The organism is Thermodesulfobium acidiphilum (assembly GCF_003057965.1).
Classification (GTDB): Bacteria; Thermodesulfobiota; Thermodesulfobiia; order Thermodesulfobiales; family Thermodesulfobiaceae; genus Thermodesulfobium; species Thermodesulfobium acidiphilum.
This window is the reverse complement of sequence record NZ_CP020921.1, coordinates 921,317-940,461: the sequence shown is the minus strand read 5'-3', so window position 1 is coordinate 940,461 and position 19,145 is coordinate 921,317. Positions and strand designations below refer to the sequence as shown.

17 protein-coding genes are annotated in these 19,145 nt (G+C 31.1%); 15 read left to right on the top strand and 2 right to left on the bottom strand.

All coding sequences use genetic code 11. The features are described 5' to 3' along the window. Positions 1-584 precede the first annotated feature (584 nt). Entirely contained in the window at positions 585-3,269 is a 2,685-nt protein-coding gene (locus TDSAC_RS04840) for a bifunctional diguanylate cyclase/phosphodiesterase (RefSeq protein WP_108309142.1), read from the top strand. A gap of 116 nt (positions 3,270-3,385) precedes the next feature. Here TDSAC_RS04840 and TDSAC_RS04835 read toward each other — a convergent pair whose 3' ends face one another. After that, positions 3,386-3,847 carry a universal stress protein gene (locus TDSAC_RS04835; protein WP_108309141.1) on the bottom strand — a complete coding sequence of 154 codons (462 nt, stop codon included), beginning with the start codon at positions 3,845-3,847 and terminating at the stop codon, positions 3,386-3,388. 229 nt (positions 3,848-4,076) lie between these two features. Here TDSAC_RS04835 and leuS point away from each other — a divergent pair, with 229 nt between their 5' ends. The 4 genes from leuS to TDSAC_RS04815 all read left to right on the top strand — a co-directional run bounded on the left by leuS (position 4,077) and on the right by TDSAC_RS04815 (position 9,643). Further along, entirely contained in the window at positions 4,077-6,557 is a 2,481-nt protein-coding gene (leuS, locus tag TDSAC_RS04830) for a leucine--tRNA ligase (RefSeq protein WP_108309140.1), read from the top strand. Between the two features lie 7 nt (positions 6,558-6,564). Continuing rightward, entirely contained in the window at positions 6,565-7,146 is a 582-nt protein-coding gene (locus tag TDSAC_RS04825; RefSeq protein WP_108309139.1) for a ComEA family DNA-binding protein, read from the top strand. Positions 7,147-7,328: 182 nt separating this feature from the next. Further along, the gene (locus tag TDSAC_RS04820; RefSeq protein ID WP_150130298.1) at positions 7,329-8,774 is read left to right on the top strand and encodes a ComEC/Rec2 family competence protein; all 1,446 of its coding nucleotides are present in this window, start codon (positions 7,329-7,331) and stop codon (positions 8,772-8,774) included. A gap of 2 nt (positions 8,775-8,776) precedes the next feature. Continuing rightward, positions 8,777-9,643, top strand: coding sequence for a hypothetical protein (locus TDSAC_RS04815; protein WP_108309137.1), 867 nt, complete (start codon positions 8,777-8,779; stop codon positions 9,641-9,643). Here the strand turns inward: TDSAC_RS04815 and rpsT are convergent. Continuing rightward, on the bottom strand, positions 9,609-9,902 hold the full coding sequence (rpsT, locus tag TDSAC_RS04810; protein ID WP_108309136.1) for a 30S ribosomal protein S20: 294 nt from the start codon (positions 9,900-9,902) through the stop codon (positions 9,609-9,611). The genes TDSAC_RS04815 and rpsT overlap by 35 nt on opposite strands. A gap of 119 nt (positions 9,903-10,021) precedes the next feature. Here rpsT and tyrS point away from each other — a divergent pair, with 119 nt between their 5' ends. From tyrS to TDSAC_RS04760, 10 genes are all read left to right on the top strand, one after another. After that, positions 10,022-11,203: a tyrosine--tRNA ligase gene (gene tyrS / locus TDSAC_RS04805; protein WP_108309135.1), complete on the top strand. Its 1,182-nt coding sequence runs from the start codon at positions 10,022-10,024 to the stop codon at positions 11,201-11,203. Between the two features lie 2 nt (positions 11,204-11,205). After that, on the top strand, positions 11,206-11,631 hold the full coding sequence (gene dut, locus TDSAC_RS04800; protein WP_422822126.1) for a dUTP diphosphatase: 426 nt from the start codon (positions 11,206-11,208) through the stop codon (positions 11,629-11,631). Positions 11,632-11,709: 78 nt separating this feature from the next. Further along, complete coding sequence (locus TDSAC_RS04795; RefSeq protein ID WP_108309133.1) at positions 11,710-12,471, top strand: YebC/PmpR family DNA-binding transcriptional regulator; 762 nt, start codon at positions 11,710-11,712, stop codon at positions 12,469-12,471. Positions 12,472-12,497: 26 nt separating this feature from the next. Next, positions 12,498-12,974: a crossover junction endodeoxyribonuclease RuvC gene (gene ruvC / locus TDSAC_RS04790; RefSeq protein WP_108309132.1), complete on the top strand. Its 477-nt coding sequence runs from the start codon at positions 12,498-12,500 to the stop codon at positions 12,972-12,974. Next, positions 12,952-13,536: a Holliday junction branch migration protein RuvA gene (gene ruvA / locus TDSAC_RS04785; RefSeq protein WP_150130297.1), complete on the top strand. Its 585-nt coding sequence runs from the start codon at positions 12,952-12,954 to the stop codon at positions 13,534-13,536. The genes ruvC and ruvA overlap by 23 nt, the downstream gene beginning before the upstream one ends. Beyond that, complete coding sequence (gene ruvB, locus TDSAC_RS04780; RefSeq protein WP_108309130.1) at positions 13,533-14,492, top strand: Holliday junction branch migration DNA helicase RuvB; 960 nt, start codon at positions 13,533-13,535, stop codon at positions 14,490-14,492. The genes ruvA and ruvB overlap by 4 nt, the downstream gene beginning before the upstream one ends. Next, a complete protein-coding gene (locus TDSAC_RS04775; RefSeq protein WP_108309129.1) occupies positions 14,476-15,366 on the top strand; it encodes a 5'-3' exonuclease in 891 nt (296 codons plus the stop codon). The genes ruvB and TDSAC_RS04775 overlap by 17 nt, the downstream gene beginning before the upstream one ends. Before the next feature lie 114 nt (positions 15,367-15,480). Beyond that, a complete protein-coding gene (locus TDSAC_RS04770) occupies positions 15,481-17,193 on the top strand; it encodes a 2-oxoacid:acceptor oxidoreductase subunit alpha (RefSeq protein WP_108309128.1) in 1,713 nt (570 codons plus the stop codon). Beyond that, positions 17,180-18,022: a 2-oxoacid:ferredoxin oxidoreductase subunit beta gene (locus TDSAC_RS04765; RefSeq protein WP_108309127.1), complete on the top strand. Its 843-nt coding sequence runs from the start codon at positions 17,180-17,182 to the stop codon at positions 18,020-18,022. Before TDSAC_RS04770 ends, TDSAC_RS04765 begins: the two co-directional genes overlap by 14 nt. 2 nt (positions 18,023-18,024) lie before the next feature. Beyond that, positions 18,025-19,044 carry a radical SAM/SPASM domain-containing protein gene (locus TDSAC_RS04760; protein ID WP_108309126.1) on the top strand — a complete coding sequence of 340 codons (1,020 nt, stop codon included), beginning with the start codon at positions 18,025-18,027 and terminating at the stop codon, positions 19,042-19,044. Positions 19,045-19,145: the final 101 nt, after the last annotated feature.

Here is a 19,145-nt window from a genome sequence, read left to right as displayed (position 1 = left end):
TCATATTTAATATTCAACTTGGAATAAACATAAATTTTGGTTTGGATGCGCTAAAATTTTTAAGTTCTTATTAATTCTGTTTAGTTATTTCTTAAAATAATTTTCTAAAAATTTTTTAACAGTATTAAACAACTGCTAACTATAGCTATCGTGTTAAAAAGCAAAAATTTACTACGAGATTCTAGCTCAACAAAGTGCTATATGATATAATTTTAAAGCATGATTGAATATCAGGCTTTATACAAAAAATGATATGTTTTCTTTAATTTTAATTTTAGCTTTTAGGATGGAGAAATAGCTAATTTGATTAGAAGAGTAATATATTTTGTAATTTTTAAAAGTGTTTTTTATGGTTTCAAGTTTTTTAAAGGATAGGTTTTTTTATTTTGCTAATGTTGTACTATTTTCTTATTTCACTTTTTCCTTGTATAAGGTTTACCACTTTTTGATGCTTTTCAGCCCCCCCCCCCCATACACATACTGTTAAAAAGCACTTCAGAAAAATTTTTACAAATTCAAAAAAGTTTATTTTTGTTATCAGTTATTTATTAAATATAATTTTTAAAGAGGCTTTTGTCTAGATTATGAAAAGTTATAACGATAACTCAAAAAAATTTAAGTCCAAAAATTTTTTTCACAAGAAAAATTCAATTAAAAAAACGAACCATTCTTTTTTTCTACAAGCAGATGAAAAATTTCAATTAAGAAGTTTGAATAAAAATAAAGAATCTTTATCTAATTTACTAGAGTTAAACGTTTTATTGTTTCAAATAAATCAAATAGCCTATAAAATAAAAGATGAAAATTCTTTCCTTAAGACAATATGTGAACTAATATTTATGCATACCGATATAAAACTTGTTTTTATTGGGACTACAAACAAAAATGAAGAAATAGAATTTAAGAGTATATCTGGCATTCCAGGAATTTTAAATGGCATAAATATATCTGTTCGTTCAGATATACCTGAAGGCCAAGGAATGGTAGGTAAAGCATTTAGGGAAAAGAAACCTGTTTATTTGAACTTTTTAAGAGACCCGGTGCCAAAAATTTGGTATGAAAAATCAAAAAAATATAATTTATCGTCAGGTGCTGCATTTCCGATCTTTAGAAATAACAACATATGGGGAATAATCTCTTTTTATCATTCTGAAGAAAATTTTTTTGAGGATGCTTTAGTTAGAGAAACCTTAGAAAGAATTTCATACGCTATAGGTATGGGTTTAGAGCATATTGATATAGTTAATAAAGAAATAAAACTTGCTCAATTAAGAAATGCCTTGTTAAACAATGCAGGAGTTGGAATTGTGATGCTTAAATATCCTCAAAGGGAAATAATTAGCTCGAACAAAACTTTTGCAGTTATGTTAGGTTTTGAGGATGAAAGGGAGATAATTGGTTTAAAAATAAGAGAGTTTTATCCTGATGATGAAACCTATGAAAAAGTTGGGCAATTTACTAAAGAAACAGTTTTTCAGAACAAGAGCGCAGTACTTAGAAACGTTTGTTTTCTTAAAAAAAATAAAACAATCTTATATTCAGATATTTCTGGCACTCTAATAGAAGCTCAAGATAACGTGAAATATGTAATCTGGACTGTTATAGATGTAACAGAAAGAGGTAAATTAAGCGAAGAATTGAAGTACCAAGAAAGCTACGACCCCTTAACAGGACTTCCAAATAGGATTATGCTTGAGAGAGAACTTGAAAATGCCTTTTTGCGAGCAAAGAGATTTGGTTGGCCTATGGCACTTGCAATAATAAATATTGATCGCTTTAGAACAATCAATGAGAAATTCGGTTATTTAGCTGGCAATGAAGTATTAAAAGTAGTTGCATCAAGATTGAAAACATCTCTTAGAAAAACAGATTTTATATGCAGGTTTAGCATTGTTGGAGATGAATTTGCAATTATATTTGAAAATTGTCAGGATAGAGATAAGCTTTCTGTAATATTTAAAAAGATTGAAAAGAATATACTTGATCCAATTCATTTAAAGGATAGTTCTGTGGTTAATATAATTGGTTTAAGTATGGGTGTGAGTCTTTTCCCTTATGTAAAAGTTGAAAGCCAGAATGAAATGATAAGAAATGCGCTGCAAGCCCTCTATGATAGTAAAAAACATAAGCAAGACAGGTCTAATTTTTGGACTATATATGGTGATGAAATAACAAAGAAACAAAATCATTATCAAATGTTGTTGGAAAAGGATAGAGTAGTAGTTTATTATCAGCCAATTTATGATAACCAAACTTCAAGTATAGTTGGAGTTGAAGCTCTTGCAAGACTTTTAGATGATTCAGGTGATATCCTTTATCCCGAAAAATTTCTCTCAAAATTTACAAATGATAATCTTTTAGAATTAACTAGACAGGTGTTAACAATTGCACTTAGAGATCTCGAAGAATTAAAAGATGATGGTTTTTCTTTAATTGTTTCAGTGAACGTTGAACCTGGTTTCGTTTCAGAAAAATTTGTTGAGATCGCAAAGAATATTATACAAAAAAGCAAATTAGAACCCTCAAAGATATTTTTTGAAATACTTGAAAGGACTGAATTTGCCCAGATAGAGAAAGCAATAGAGTATCTTGCAGAATTAAAAAAAATTGGGGTTCGACTTGCACTTGATGATGTAGGTAGCGCTTATTCTTCATTGTTAAGAATAAAAAATTTATCAATCGATAAGATAAAGTTAGATCAGAGCTTTATTCGGGGTTTAGAAAAGAATCCTCAGGATCTTCACTTCGTAGAATCTATTTTTGGTCTTGCCAGAGCAAAAGGAATATATTTTGTAGTAGAAGGTGTAGAAACTCCCGATATATTTGATGCTCTGATTTCAATGGGAGTTCCCTTACTTCAAGGTTACGCAATTGCAAAACCAATGCCAAAAGATCTGTTAAGAGATTTTTTGATTTCTGGATCTTATAGATTTCGCTCCTTAAAGAGTTTATTAGGAATATATTCAAAGCAATTGGTTCAACATGGTATATTGGAAAGGTCAATATACTTTGGTTTTCATATAGAGGATATTTTATCTTTTAAAGATTTTAAAAACAGCCAGCTTTACATTGATATGAAAAATATGGGAATACCTGAAGATAGCTTAGTATTTAAATATTACGAAGAATATTATAATGCTGTAAATGTTATGAATAAAAACCCAATTGAAGATAATTGGAATAAAATAAGAGAAATTGAAAACAACCTTGAAAGAGCCATTATTAAAGAATATCGCAAAAGGAAACGCGAGTTAAAAGAAAATTTTTAAATATTTTAAAATCACACACCCAGCTTTATTATTGTAAGCCAGGTGTGCGTGAAACCCATGTGTTGAAGAGATGATTTTTAGGAAAAAAGTGCATATTTTTAAATTTTATTCCTCCTTTAGGTATTAGCAGTTTGCAAAATTTTTTCTGATTCGAATGGAAATCTATTTATTATTACAGGTATTGTGGATTTTTTAATAACTCTTTCTGAAACGGAACACATAAACATTTTACACACAGGTGAGAGCGCTCTAGTGCCCAAAGCAATAAAATCTACTTTCTCCTCTTTGGCAATTTTCAAAATTTCAGTGCTCGGATCTCCCAAAACAATTTTTTCATGAATTATAACACCCTTAGTATCCAACCCCTTTAAGCACTTTTCGAAAATTATTTCTCCGTCTAATTGTGCTAGTGCCATTAGTTGTTCGTCAGTAATGTCTTCATAAGAGATAAATGGCATTCTCTTTTCTACAAAGACTAAGATAACCTCTCCATTTTTATCCTGGCTTGCAAATTTAATTGCCCATCTTGCAACGTCTTGGGAGTCATTTGAATCGTTAACCCCTACCAGGATTTTCATACTACCCTCCTTTGAAAATTTATTTTTGTAATAAAAAGACTTACAAAATTAAGCTTTTAATTAAATAATAGCACTATTAGCAAAATTTTTTTATAAGAATTTTTTATATATTAATAAATATTTTAGCTAAAAACTTTAATTATATTTAAATAAGTCTAAAATTTATAAAATTATGATTTAGGTTTATAATATTCCAGATACTATACTAAAAATTGGGGAGGCAATATAGTTGGGCTTATATCCTTTTGAAACAATAGAAAAAAAGTGGCAAAATGTTTGGAGAGAAAAAAAGGCTTTTAAAACAGATGACGAAAAAGGGAACAAAAAAATGTACATTTTAGAAATGTTTCCCTATCCATCTGGAAATTTGCATATGGGGCATGTTAGAAATTATACAATAGGAGATGTGGTCGCTCGCTATTATAGAATGAAATCCTATAATGTACTTCATCCAATGGGGTGGGATGCATTTGGGATGCCTGCAGAAAATGCAGCCATAAAATATGGAGTACACCCATATGAGTGGACCATAAAAAATATCGAAAATATGAAAAGACAGCTTAATTCTTTGGGTATAAGTTATGATTGGGATAGAGAAATTGCTACCTGTTTTCCAGATTATTATAAATGGAATCAATGGCTATTTCTTCAATTTTATAAAAAGGGTTTGGTCTATAAGAACAAATCAAAGGTAAATTGGTGCCCAGAATGTAAGACTGTGCTAGCAAATGAACAGGCTGAAGAGGGAAGATGCTGGAGATGTAAAAGTGAAGTTGAACTGAAGGAATTAGAGCAGTGGTTTTTTAAGATTACAAACTATGCTGAAGAACTTTCGAGAGATCTCGATATGTTAGACGGTTGGCCTCAGAAAGTAAAAGTTATGCAAAGAAACTGGATAGGTCTATCAGAAGGTGTAATGATAAGATTCAAGTTAGCTGAAAAAGTTGAAGGATACAAAGATGATTTTATTGAAGTTTTTACAACTAGAGCAGATACCTTGGGAGGTGCTACGTTTCTTGTAGTTTCAGCTGAACACCCAATAGTTAAGAGTATTTTGGAAAGTAAAGATAACAATGAATTAAAAGAATTCATTAAAGAGTATGAAAGGGAAAGAGTACAAAATAGATTTACAGTGGGGGTGACTGAAAAAAAAGGTGTAGCGCTTGGGATCCAGGTAATAAACCCTCTTACAAATGAAAAGATACAGGTTTATGCTTCTAATTATGTTCTTATGGGTTATGGTACCGGAGCAGTAATGGGGGTTCCAGCTCATGATTCTAGAGACTTTGAATTTGCTAAAGAAAAAAATTTGCCTATAAAATATGTAATTAAACCTGAAAGCAATGGATTTTATGAAGAAGATAAGGCTTATGAAGAAGAAGGAATTGTTGTAAATTCACCACACATATCAGGCCTAAGAAGTTCAGATGCAAAAAAGAAAATTGTTGAAATGTTTCAAAAAGAACAAATGGCTAGTTTTTCAAAACAAATAAGGTTAAGGGATTGGCTTATATCAAGGCAAAGGTATTGGGGAACGCCCATTCCAATAATTTATTGTGAAAAGTGTGGAATAGTACCATTGAGAGAAGAAGACCTGCCTGTTATTTTACCAACAAATGTAGAATTTACAGGCACGGGTGGATCTCCTTTGTCAAATATTGATGAATTCATAAAGACAAAGTGTCCAATTTGTGGTTCAGATGCCAGAAGAGAAACAGATACTATGGATACATTTGTTGATTCTTCATGGTATTACCTTAGATTTTGTGATCCAAAGAACAATAATGAACCATTTTCTTTAGAAAAAGCTAAATTCTGGATGAGTGTAGATCAATATATTGGTGGTGTAGAGCACGCTGTATTACATCTTCTTTATTCCAGATTTTTTATAAAAGTTTTGAGAGATTTAGGATTTTTAAATATTGACGAACCTTTCTCTAATCTTTTGACTCAGGGGATGGTTTTAAAAGACGGCGAAAAGATGTCTAAATCTAAGGGCAATATTGTTGATCCTGAAGAAATAATTTCAACGTATGGGGCTGATACGGCCAGGTTATTTATTCTCTTTGCAGCACCACCCGAAAAAGATCTCGAATGGAGCGATCAAGGAGTAGAAGGTGCTCATCGCTTTTTGGCAAGAATATGGAAACTTTTTAATGAAAACTTAGATTCAATAAAGAATGTAGAAGCTTCAATAGGAAGCGACCTTACTGAAGATGAAGTTAACATTTACAAAAAACTAAATAAAACCCTCTTAAAAGCTGGTAACGACATAGAAAATAAGTTTCACTTCAATACTTCAATAGCAGCATTGATGGAATTTACTAATGATTTTTCATATTCTCTTAGAAACAAAAAGTTAAGGCCTGAATTAATAAAGAAAATATTTGAAACGTTTACTATAATTCTCTCGGTTTTTGCGCCACATATATCTGAAGAAATATGGTCAAAAATGGGACACACCGATCTTGTATGTTTTCAAAGCTGGCCAGAGGTAGACCCAGATTATCTTGAAGATGATATATGCACAATTGCGATACAAGTTAATGGGAAGCTAAGAGATAAGATTATGGTTGAAAAGGATTTGGAAGAAGAAGCTATAACAGACAAAGTAATGTCTAGTCTTAGAGTAAAAAAATTTATAGAGGGGAAACAGATTTTGAAAAAAATTTATGTGAAAAACAAAATTTTTAACATAGTAGTTAAATAAAAATTGCATGAGAGAAAAATTATCTATCATATTTTCACTAATCTTTATAGCTTTTGTCGTTGCATATTGGGGTTTCAGTCAGGGAACAAATAATAATTCAAGTTCCTTTGGCGACGTACAGAATGAAAATAACAATCAATATAATAATAAAAGCAAAAAAAACAGCGTAAAGATTAATTCTTCTATCGCTGAAAAAGAAATTTTGGTTCAGATTAAAGGAGCTGTTAAAAATCCTGGTAAATATCATGTTCCATATGGTTCAAAAGTTCAAGATCTTATCGTAATAGCTGGTGGCTGTCTGGATAATGCAGATACTTCAACTTTAACTTTAAATAAAGTTCTCAGACAAAATCAAACAATAAAGATCCCTTTTAAAAGTAGTTCTGATTCTAACCAAAGCTTACTGATAAATATTAACCTGGCGTCTTTAGAAGAACTTGATTCCCTGCCTGGGATAGGTAAAGTTACTGCAGAGAAAATAATAGATGAAAGAAATAAATCAAAGTTTAAAGATATTGAAGACTTTAAACAACGACTAAACTTTTCAAGCGCAAAAATTAATAGATTGAAAGGGCTTATTACTTTTTGATCTGGAGATATCCTTTAATATTACCTTCATTATCATTTTGTAGCGGTATATTTTTATACTATAATTATTCAATTTTTGCTTTGCTTGTATATTTTTTTACTTCACTACTACTTTTTTTAATTTCCTTTGAGATTGGAAAAATCAAATTTTATATACTAATAATTTTAATTTCCCTAGCATTGTTGTTTAGCGGTTTAGCAATCTCATACTGTAGGGATTTATCAAAATTTAGTTATAAAAGTTTCTTCTTTTCAGCTTTTGTAATTAATCAAAAAAATAACTTGTTAAAAGTTTTTCTACAGAGTCCAAAATACTTTTCATCTAAAATTGAAAGGGTAATATACAGAGGAAAAACAAATTTTCAACAAGGAGATAATATCTTATTTGACGGTGAAATAATTGGTAATTCTTTAATAATAGCAAATAAAATCGAAAAAACAGGTGAAAATAACATCTTTTTCTTCAAAAAATATGTTGAAGACGCTATTAAAAAGAATATGCCAGATCAAACAGGGAAAGTATTTGGAGCTATGCTATATGGGGATGATCTTTTTCAACCTCCCAAAGAGGTCTACAATGCTTTTAATCGAACAGGTCTTTTGCACATTTTGGTTGTTTCAGGAGCTCAGGTATCAATGATTTTTTCACTATTTTTTTACTTCTTGAAGAGGATGTCCATCAATCCTATCTTATCATTTATTGTTATCTCATTTTTTACATCCTTGTTTTGTTTAAACGTTGGTCTTGACCCTCCTGTTATAAGAGCTGGTGGTTTAATTTTATTTGTCGCTTTAGCTGAACTTTTTAGGATCAATTATTCTTCATTTAATTTAACATTATTGGTTATGATTTTATTTCTAATATTTGATCCCTATACTTTATTTGATATTAGCTTTCAACTAACATTCTTATGCATATTTGCGATGTTTTTTGCAGGTGAGATAAGAAGAAAACTTGATTTTAAAAACTATGTGATTGAATTATTTTTGCTTTCGTTTTCTGTATTTATATTTCTATTCCCAGTTATAGTTAATTATTTTAATAACGTTTCCTTTCTTTCGCTATTTACTAATATATTTATTACACCATTTTTAGAAATATTTTTACTTATAGGATTTGTATTGAGTTTTTTTATGACAATTTCAGGTTTTTTTTCACAATACATCGGCTACTTTATTACCTATATAACTGATTTAGTAATTTACATTGTTAAAGGGTGGTCAAATTTTCCCCTGTCTTCAGTTCTATTTGCTAAAATGCCTCTCTTTAGCGTATATCTTTATTATTTGATCCTAGCTCTAGTAATTTTTAATAAGTATAATTCTGTTATTTTTTATATTTTTATAGTATTCTTGATCAGCTCATTATTGTTTATAAAGACAACTGATATAAAGGTTTACAATGATAAAAAAGGGGTAGTTATAGAATCTGGCGAAGGAAGATTTGAATTTATTAGACAAGGTGAAAATTGCGTTGTAAAAGCACCTACCACTAGCTTTTCTATATCAAGAACTCAGATTTTTAAACCTTTTAAAGATATAATCGTTCTTTGTGATGAGGATGTAATTAAAATCTATCGTGATTATAGATTAATTTATCCAAACATATATAATTATGAAAAGAGGTAAAAATGATAAAGAAAAATGAAGAAAAATATAAAATTGAATTTGGCTTAAAAAATTTGTTCGTAGGAAATCTTTCTTTATGGCATGACTTTCTTGATGGCTTTTTTAAAGACCAAAACATAAACGTTGCTGAGATAAATACGCCTGAAGAGCTTAGGAATAGTTTTAGTCTTACATCGCTTTTTGGAGAAGAATATGTGTATTTTAAAGTTTTTGAAATTACAAAAGAAATTGCGAAATTACTTCTCGAAATAAAATCTTCTGAAGATAAAAAGTTATTTGCTGTTTGTGAAAAAATAAACGCGATGACACTTAAAGGACTCGAAAATAGAGGGATAAAAGTCTTTAAAGAAGATTTTAATTTTGTAGCGAATGCGCTTGAAAATTTTTTTAGTAGATATAAGTTTAAACTTGATAAAAAACTTGCAAGAGAAATGTATGCTAAATATGAAAAAAATTATGAGTGGACCAAAAATGAACTTTTAAAGTTATTTTTAGGCTCTGGTTTACATATTTTAGAATCAAAGAAAATCTGGGATATCTCTAAATTATTTTTTGAAGGGGAAAAAGTTAAGGATATTTCTGTATTTAATATAAAATCAGATGAAGTTTTTGTTCTGATTGAGATATTGAAAAGGGATTTAATTTTTGCATATTTTAATTTAAAATACCACAACCTCTTACGACCTGATCCAAGTAAAATCTGGCAATTAAAGCACGTTCTTAATGCCAAAATTACTTCGGAAAAAGTCGGTAAAGTACTATTAAGAGTAATAAAAACAGAAGGTCAGCTTAAATCTGGCCTTCTGTCAAATGATGATTCTTTGCAATTAATACTTAGGACTCTTTTTTCTGATTCAGAAAGTTATTAAGTTTTATTTGAAGTTGAGACTTTTTTCTTGCAGCTTTATTTTTAGCAAAAATGCCTCTTTTTGCAACTTTATCAACCGAGCTCACTGCTTTTTTAAATAGCTCTATGGCTTTTTCTTTTTGTTCTGATGCTGTTTCACTTGAAATAAATTTCTCAAAATTTTTAATAATAGTTTTTGCAGCAGATTTTAACGATTGATTATGTTGTTTTTTTCTTAAACTTTTTCTTAATGCTCTAGTTGCAGTTTTTGTAACGGGCATATAATTCCTCCATTTTCTCTTTCTATAAATTTTAAACGAAAGTAAATTATAACATGATATTCAAAGTCTGTCTTGTATATGATATCATTCCTTATGTAACTTTGAAAGGAGGGTTTTTTTTGAACTTTGAAGAGTCGATTAAATTAATCCAAAGAGGAGCAGAAGAGATTATCCCTCTCGAAGATCTTGAAAAAAAGATTAAGTCAGGTAGAAAGTTAAACATTAAGCTTGGAATAGATCCTACAGCACCAGATTTACACCTGGGTCATACGGTTGTACTTAGAAAGTTAAAAAATTTTCAAGATCTTGGCCATACTGTTATTTTGATTATTGGTGATTTTACAACTTTAATAGGGGATCCTACTGGCAAGTCTAAAACTAGACCTGCTCTTAGTGTTGATGAAATAAAAAGGAATGCCCAGACTTATAAAACCCAAGCTTTTAAGATTTTGGATGAAAAAAAGACTATTATAAAATATAATTCTGAATGGTTATCTAAAATTAGTTTGGAAGAGTTAATTAAAATTAGTGCAAAATTTACTGTAGCAAGAATTCTTGAAAGGGAGACGTTTTCACAAAGATTGAAAACAAATGAAGCAATTAGCTTACATGAAATTTTATATCCCCTTTTGCAAGCATATGATTCTGTAGCAATCAAAGCTGATGTGGAACTTGGTGGAACAGATCAAACCTTTAATTTGTTGATAGGAAGAGACTTGATGGAAAAAATGGGGATGGAACCCCAAGTATGTTTAACTATGCCAATTATTGCTGGTCTTGATGGAAAACAAAAAATGAGCAAAAGTCTTGGAAATTATGTAGGCATTGCTGAAGATCCGAAAAATATATTTGGAAAACTGATGTCTATACCAGATGAACTTTTAAAACAATATTTTGTTTTACTAACAGATTTTAGAGAAGACGAAATTTCTGGTTTTTTTGAAAAATATAAAAATCCAAAGGATATCAAAAAGATTCTTGCTTTTGAAATAACCAAAATGTACTCTTCTGAGGAAGAAGCACTAAAAGCTAAAGAGACATTTGAAACTACTTTCGAGAAAAGAACTTTTCCTGAAGATGCTCCAGTATATCAGTGGCCATATAAAAATGAAGACGAAGCCTGGTTGCCGAAACTTTTGGTAGATATTGGACTATTGAAGAGTTCAAGTGAAGGTAAAAGACTTATTTCTCAGGGCGCAATAGAAATAGATGAGGAAACTGTAACTGATGAAAAATTTGTTGTTAAAAAGGGAGAACATAGATTGAAAGTGGGAAGAAAAGTGTTTTTAAGGATTAATTAATGATAAGCGTAGGCATTGAATTAGCGAACGAAAATTGTATGCCAGAAAGAAAAACTGAAGGTAGCAGTGGGTATGATATAAAGGCATATATTAACAATCCTGTTGAACTCTTAAAGGGGGAGATAAAATTAATTCCTACTGGAATAAGAATTCAGATCCCTTCAGGATATGAGGCTCAAATAAGATCAAGAAGCGGTCTTGCTTTAAAAGGCGTATTTGTTCTAAATAGTCCAGGGACAATAGATTCTGATTATAGAGGAGAAATAAAGGTTATTTTAATTAATCTTGGAGATAAGACTTTTACTATTAATCCCTTTGATAGAATTGCACAAATGGTTTTTCAAAGAATTTATGATGCTCAATTTATTTTTTCTAAATTGGATGAAACAAAAAGAAACAGTAGAGGGTTTGGTCATACAGGACTTTGAAATTTTTGTTATAATTTATTAGAATTTTTCTTTCATTATGTATTTTATTAATTTTTTTAATTTTATGGAGGTGTAAACATTTCTGGTCATTCTAAATGGGCAAATATTAAGCATAAGAAGTCAAAAGAAGATGCTATAAGGGGAAGGATTTTTACAAAACTTGCAAGAGAATTGACCGTTGCCGCAAGAACTGGTGGTGGAAATCCTGAAGCTAACCCAAGGCTGAGAATAGCAATTGAAAAGGCAAAGAGCGTTAATATGCCTTCTGATAATATCAAAAGAGCTATCCAAAAAGGTACTGGTGAGCTTAATGATGGTACTAACTATGAAGAACTTATGTATGAAGGATATGGACCATTAGGTATTGCAGTGTTGATGCAAGTAACTACTGATAACAAAAATAGAACTGCTCCTGAAATTAGAAAGATTTTTTCTAAATATGGTGGGAATATGGCTGAGGCTGGAGCGGTTGCATGGATGTTTTCAAGAAAAGGCGAGATTATTATTGAAGGCGAAAATGAAGAAAAAATTATGGAATTAGCTCTTGAAGAAGATCTTTCTATTGATGATGTAGAACAAAGCGATGGGGAGACCAAAATAACAACCGAACCAGAAAACCTTTATCAGGTTCAGAGCAAACTAAAAGAACATAAATTCAACATTACTAGCTGCGAATTGGTTATGGTACCTTCAACTTATGTCCAAATTAATAGCGTTTCAGATGCAAAAAAGGTTTTGGGCTTTCTTGAACAACTAGAAGACCACGACGATATCCAAAATGTATATTCAAATATAGATATTCCTGATGAAATTATGAAAGAAGTTGAGAAAGAAAATTAGCTCTCTTTTGAGAAAATTAAATTAGTATGATTATTTTAGGTATTGACCCGGGAGTAGCAGATATTGGTTACGCACTTGTTAGAAAGAGTAGCGAAATTAAATTAGAAAGTTGCGGCTTAATCCAGATTCATGGTTATAATCAGAATCAAAGACTTTGTAAGATATTTGAAGAATTAAATCTCCTTATCGATAAATACAATCCACAGGCATGTTCAATCGAAAAGCTTTTTTATTTCAAAAATCAAAAGACAGTTATGGATGTATCAGAAGGAAGAGGTGTAATAAAATTAGTTTTAAGCAAAAGAAATATCCAATATAGAGAATATACTCCTAAAGAAGTGAAGCGTTTGATATCAGGAAATGGTCTTGCAAATAAAGATCAAGTTAAAAGATCAGTAGAATATATTTTGAGTTCAAATTTCGATAATTTACAAGATGACGTTACTGATGCTATAGCGTTAGCGCTTGTATATTCATACGATGATAGCATATATAGTAGGTAATTTAATCGGTTTTATAGAAAATGGTATAATTGTGGAAAATAATGGCTTAGGATACTTAATAAAGTTGCCACCCTATCTCTTAGAGAAGAACAAGAACAAGAAAGGCGATATTATTGAACTTTATATAAGCCATCAGTTCATTGGAGAATCTCAACAACTATTTGGTTTTGAGTCAATTTCAGATCTCGAAAGTTTTCAAAAGCTTTTAAAAATCCATGGAATTGGAGTTAAACTAGCATTACAGATTATATCTTCATTTAAAACAAACCCAACCTTAATTTTAGATTTGAAGGGTGATCGCATAGACTCGCTGAAATCAATTCCTGGAGTTGGAGAAAAGACTGCTAAAAGAATATTCGAAGAACTGAAAGGATGCTTTCCAGAATTTTCTGAGGTAAAATTTGATGATAAGGCAAAGTTAGCTGTAGATGCTCTGGTTTCGTTAGGGGTATCCTTTCAAAAGGCTAAAGAAGTTGTAATTGATACACTTAAAGATGTTCAAGACTTAAATATTATCAAGAGTGAGGATATTATTACTATGGCAATTCAAAGGATAAGATGAACATATTAAGGCCGAAATCTTTTGATGAATATATAGGGCAGGAAAACATAAAGAGACTATTGAAAATTTCTGTAAATGCTGCAAAGAAAAGAAATGAAATGCTAGACCATATATTGCTATCTGGTCCTCCAGGTCTTGGAAAGACAACGCTTGCTTCTATACTTGCATATGAAATGGGGAAAAACTTTAAATTTGCTATAGCGTCTGCACTGCAAAAGCCAATTGATCTTGTCGGGCTCTTAACGTCAATAGATAAAGAAGGATCTGTTTTATTTATTGACGAGATTCATAGATTACCGAAAAATTTAGAAGAAATTTTATATATTTCTATGGAAGACTATATTGTAGACATAAGTGTTTCAAAAGGAGTAGGAGCTCAAAGTATCAGATTAAACCTTCCTCCTTTTACTTTAATTTGTGCTACTACAAAACCGGGCTTACTTTCCTCTCCATTAATCGACAGGTTTGGAATTCATGGATATTTTGAATTTTATCAGGTAGAAGAACTAACTGCTATTATTAAAAGATCTGCTCAATTTCTTAATTTGGATATAGAAGAAGAGGCGTCCAAATTTTTGGCTAAAAGATCGAGATTTACTCCAAGGGTTGCGAATAAACTTCTTAGAAGAGTAAGAGATTACGTCCAGGTAAATAAAATTAAATTAATTGACGTTGAGGCTGCAAAAAGGTCTTTAGAAATTATAAATATTGATGATTTGGGCTTAAATGACCTTGATAGAAAATATTTGCGAGCCTTAAAGGATATTTTCAAGGGTGGGCCTGCAGGTATTGACAATATTTCTCAGTTTTTGGGTGAGAGCCCTGAGACAATTGAAGATCTATGTGAACCATATCTTTTAAAGATTGACTTTATTCAAAGAACCCCAAGAGGAAGAATATTAACTGAAAACGCGCTAAATTATTTAGAGAATAACAATTATGAAAAATCTTTTTGATTTAGAAAGAACAATTTGTTTAATTGATGCACATTCTGTTATTTATAGAGCTTATTATGCTCTTCCTGAACTTACCTCTCAAACAGGAATACCGACAAATGCTCTTTATGGATTTATCAATATACTATTAAAATTAATAAAAGAAGAAGATCCTTATACAATTTTTGTAGCCTTTGATTCTCCTGAAAAGACCTTTAGACATGAGAGCTTTAAGGAATATAAGGCATCAAGACCAAAGATGCCAGAATCTCTGATTTCTCAGGTTCTGTTAATAAAAGAATTTTTGAAGCTAATGAATATTCGATTTTATGAAATTCCTGGTTATGAGAGCGATGATTTAGTTGCCAGTATGGCTAAACAAATTTTAAAAAAGGATTATGATGTTCTAATTCTTACCGGGGACTTTGATTTATTGCAACTTGTGAGTGAAAGGGTAAAAGTATTAATTATGAAAAAAGGTATTAGCGATGTTGAGAAATATGATTTGGACAAATTTCTAACAAAGTTTGGAATTAAACCAATTCAAATAGTTGACATGAAGGCGTTATGTGGTGATTCTTCTGATGAAATACCTGGTGTAAAAGGAATAGGGAAGAAAACTGCTATTGAGATATTAAGAGAGTTTAATACAGTAGAAGATTTATTAAAGAATATTGATAGGCTTAAAAATGAAAGATATAAGAAACTAATTTACGAAAACAGGGAAAAAATCATTTTTTATAAATCAATAACACTACTTGACAGTGATGTTTCTTTAGAAATTGAAATTCAAGAAAAACCCTGGGAAAATCTATCGGATGAACAAAGAGAATCCCTAAAAAGATTCCTTGAATCACTTGATTTAAAAAGTATACAAAAAAAACTCTTCAGTTAAAACTTTTTTTCTTTCAATCTATTAACTGATTTAATCAAAATCTTATAGTAACTAACTTGATTATTTAATTGTAAAGGATTATTATTATAATATAAACTTTTTGGGAGGGCTTATGTGAATTACACTATAAGAATATGTGGCGAAGCAGGTCAAGGCATTCAAACTACAGGAGAGGGATTTTCAAGACTGTTTAGCTCTTTGGGCTATAACGTCTTCTCCTTTCAGGATTATGAGTCAAGGATAAGAGGGGGTCACAACTTTTATCAGATAACTTTTGGCACAGATGAGATTTTTGCCCCTAAGAAATTTTTAGATTTAGTTCTTACTTTTGATAAGAAGGGTTTAGAATATAAGAACTTACTTCGAAATAATGGTATTGTTATTTATGATGCTAATTCTCTTAAACAAAACGAATACGACGAAAGGTTTATAAACTGTCCTTTTAGAGAATTATTAAAAAATGCAGGCTTAAAAAATATATATGAAAACATTGTTTCTTTTGCTTTGATAGCAAATATTTTTTCAATTGATAAAAAATACGTTTATAAAGTTATCCACGACATCTTTGTTAATAAGCCTGATGAGATAATAGAACAAAATATGAAAGCAGTTGATATTGGATACGATTTTGATATGAAGAAAAAAATAAATTTGCCAGCTTCAAATAGTGAGGAAAAAATTTTGTTGAGTGGTATAAGGGGGATAGGTATAGGTGCTATAGGTTCAGGTTGTAAATTTTATTCTGCATATCCCATGACACCTTCTACTGGAGTATTTCAATATATTGGGGAACATGCTAAAAAATTTAACATTGTAGTAGAGCAAGCAGAAGATGAAATAAGTGCTATTAATATGGCAATTGGAGCATCATTTGCAGGAGTTAGAGCTATGACTGGAACTTCTGGAGGAGGCTTTGCGCTTATGAATGAAGCATTATCTCTTTCTGGGATGACAGAAACTCCGATAGTAATTTTGTTATCTCAACGCCCAGGCCCAGCAACGGGTTTTCCTACCAGGACCGAGCAAGGTGAATTACTTTATGCTATTCATGCTGGGCATGGAGAGTTTCCGAGAATTGTCTTTGCTCCTGGAGATCCTTTTGAATGTATACATCTTACAAACAAAGCTTTTGATCTAGCAGAAAAATATCAGATTCCAGCTATTATTTTAACAGATCAACATCTTGTAGATTCCCTATATTCTTATAAAAAAGATCTTAAAATAGAGTTAAAAAACAGAGATTATAGACTAAGATCGACAGATTTTGAAAATTATCAAGATTATAAAAGACATAAATTTTTAGACTTTAATAAGAGCAATCCTCTTACTCCTTTAGCTGTTCCAGGAGATAGTAAACAGTTGGTATTTACAGATAGTGATGAGCACGATGAAGTAGGTCATATAACTGAAGATGGAGAAATAAGAAAAAAAATGCTTGAGAGAAGATATTTTTGGAAAATTGAAAATATTAGAAAATATATATCTCCTCCAAAATTTTATGGTAACAAAGACTCGAAAATTGTTTTAGTTGGATTTGGGTCAAATCTTGGAATCCTTAGAGAAATTGTAAATAACAAGAAAATATCAGTGTGTGCTATACACTTTAGTGAGGTGTTTCCGCTTCCAATAAGGGAAAATTCTTATGAATTTCTAAATATAATATCAAAGTCTAATTTATCTATTTGTATTGAAAATAACGCATCTGGACAGTTTCAAAAACTAGTTGAGTCAGAATATGGTTTTAAATTTTCACACTACATTAGAAAGTACGATGGTAGACCTTTTAATTACGAGGAGGTTTTGGAGGATATTTATGCGATCTTATAAAGGTTTTGATAACGATACAGTTCCAGCTTGGTGTCCTGGTTGCGGTAACTTTGCTATTTTAGATTCTTTTAAGAAGGCATTATTTGAGTTAGGAATTGAACCGCATGAAATTACATTAGTTTCAGGAATAGGTCAATCAAGCAAATTGCCGCACTATCTAAAATGCAATGGCTTCAACGGTCTGCACGGAAGATCTCTGCCAGTGGCTACTGGGATTAGCGTGGCCAATCACAAACAAAAGGTAATAATTTTTGGTGGAGATGGTGATACTTACGGCGAGGGTGGAAATCATCTCTTGCACGCATTTAGAAGAAACCCAAATATAACGCTTTTTGTTCATAACAATGCTGTTTATGGGCTAACAAAGGGGCAGGCTTCTCCTACTACAGAATTTGGTAGACGTACAAAAGCTCAACCTTTCGGTTCTCTTTCTGAACCTTTAAACCCTATAGCTTTTGCTATTACAATGGATTGTTCATTTGTGGCAAGAAGTTTTTCTGGAAGTCCCGAACACCTTAAAAATATCATGAAAATGGCTATAAATCACGAAGGTTTTGCACTGGTTGATATACTTCAAATATGTGTAAGCTTTAATAAGGTCAATAATTTTGAATGGTATAGGAATAGAGTTTATGAATTCAATGCTGACTATGATCTTTCTGACAAATTAAAAGCATTTGAAAAATCTCAAGAATTTGGCGAAAAAATACCTTTAGGAGTATTTTATTCTAACTCAAGACTAACTTTTGAGAAAAATATTCCTGTAATAAAGGATAAAACCCTTGTTTCAATGCAAAATTTTCCTGACATAAAATCTCTAATGGATTAAGTATGTTAAAGTTTGACTTTTTTATTCAGGCTCATCTTACAGAGAGGTGCAATCTTAGGTGTAAGCACTGCTATCAAGAGAATCAAATAAGTGAACTAAAGTTCGACGATTGGAAAAAATTCTTCACATACAGTAAAGATTTAATCAAAGAATGGGAGACTAAATATGATATCGAGATCCCCCTTCTAATAAAGCTAACAGGTGGCGAGCCATTTTTAAGAGAAGATTTTTTTGAAATTGTAAAATTTTTAAACGAAATTGATATTGAGCCATATGTTCTTACAAATGGCACTCTCATTGATAAAGAGATGATTCCTAATTTAAAAAAATTTAGATTTGATGGATTTCAGATAAGCTTGGAAGGATGTAAGGATACCCATGATAGTATTAGAGGAAATGGCACTTTTTCGAAAGTTAAAGAAGCAGTAAAATTTCTGAAGGAAGAGAACTTTAAAGTAGTTTTGAAAACTACCATATCAAAACTAAATTATAAAGATTTAGATGATTTGATAAATATCTCAAATGAGTGGAAAGTGAATGGCCTAGGATTTTCAAGATTGGTCCCCATTGGCAGTGGCTCAAAGCTGCGCGACGACATGCTTTCAAATTCAGAGCTGAAAGAATTCTATTTAGCATTGAAAGCAAAAAATACAACATCATTTGAATTGTTGATAGAAGATCCCCTTGGAGTTTGCGTGCTGGATGACGAGTTCGAAGATAAGATAGATACTGTAGGCGGCTGTTCGGCTGGATTCTCAAGCATAACAGTTCTGTCTGATGGTGAGATAGTACCCTGTAGAAGGATGCCTATTTCTTTAGGAAATATACTGAAAGACGATCTAAGAGAAATCTGGTCTGATAATGAAGTATTGCTATCTCTTAGGGAAAGGGACAGCTATAAAAATGGCTGCAACAGCTGCCTGTATTGGAATATATGCAGGGGTTGCAGGGCGATAGCGTATTCTTTGTCAAAAGATAAACAGGGCTGGCTGGACAAAGACCCTCAGTGCTTTTTTCGCTGAGTCTTTGATAAAATAATGGATAACAAAGGAGGTGATAAAAATGAAGAAAGAGTTTGATAAGAAGACTCTTGAAAAAGAGACAGACTTCTGGAATAAGATTA

Bases quoted from the DNA above. Each gene is read 5' to 3' on its own strand.
- TDSAC_RS04775 (WP_108309129.1), top strand. From the start codon at position 14,476: ATGAAAAATCTTTTTGATTTAGAAAGAACAATTTGTTTAATTGATGCA.
- TDSAC_RS04760 (WP_108309126.1), top strand. From the start codon at position 18,025: ATGTTAAAGTTTGACTTTTTTATTCAGGCTCATCTTACAGAGAGGTGC.
- ruvC (WP_108309132.1), top strand. From the start codon at position 12,498: ATGATTATTTTAGGTATTGACCCGGGAGTAGCAGATATTGGTTACGCA.
- TDSAC_RS04765 (WP_108309127.1), top strand. From the start codon at position 17,180: ATGCGATCTTATAAAGGTTTTGATAACGATACAGTTCCAGCTTGGTGT.
- ruvA (WP_150130297.1), top strand. From the start codon at position 12,952: ATGATAGCATATATAGTAGGTAATTTAATCGGTTTTATAGAAAATGGT.
- rpsT (WP_108309136.1), bottom strand. From the start codon at position 9,902: ATGCCCGTTACAAAAACTGCAACTAGAGCATTAAGAAAAAGTTTAAGA.
- TDSAC_RS04825 (WP_108309139.1), top strand. From the start codon at position 6,565: ATGAGAGAAAAATTATCTATCATATTTTCACTAATCTTTATAGCTTTT.
- TDSAC_RS04815 (WP_108309137.1), top strand. From the start codon at position 8,777: ATGATAAAGAAAAATGAAGAAAAATATAAAATTGAATTTGGCTTAAAA.
- TDSAC_RS04840 (WP_108309142.1), top strand. From the start codon at position 585: ATGAAAAGTTATAACGATAACTCAAAAAAATTTAAGTCCAAAAATTTT.
- TDSAC_RS04835 (WP_108309141.1), bottom strand. From the start codon at position 3,847: ATGAAAATCCTGGTAGGGGTTAACGATTCAAATGACTCCCAAGACGTT.
- ruvB (WP_108309130.1), top strand. From the start codon at position 13,533: ATGAACATATTAAGGCCGAAATCTTTTGATGAATATATAGGGCAGGAA.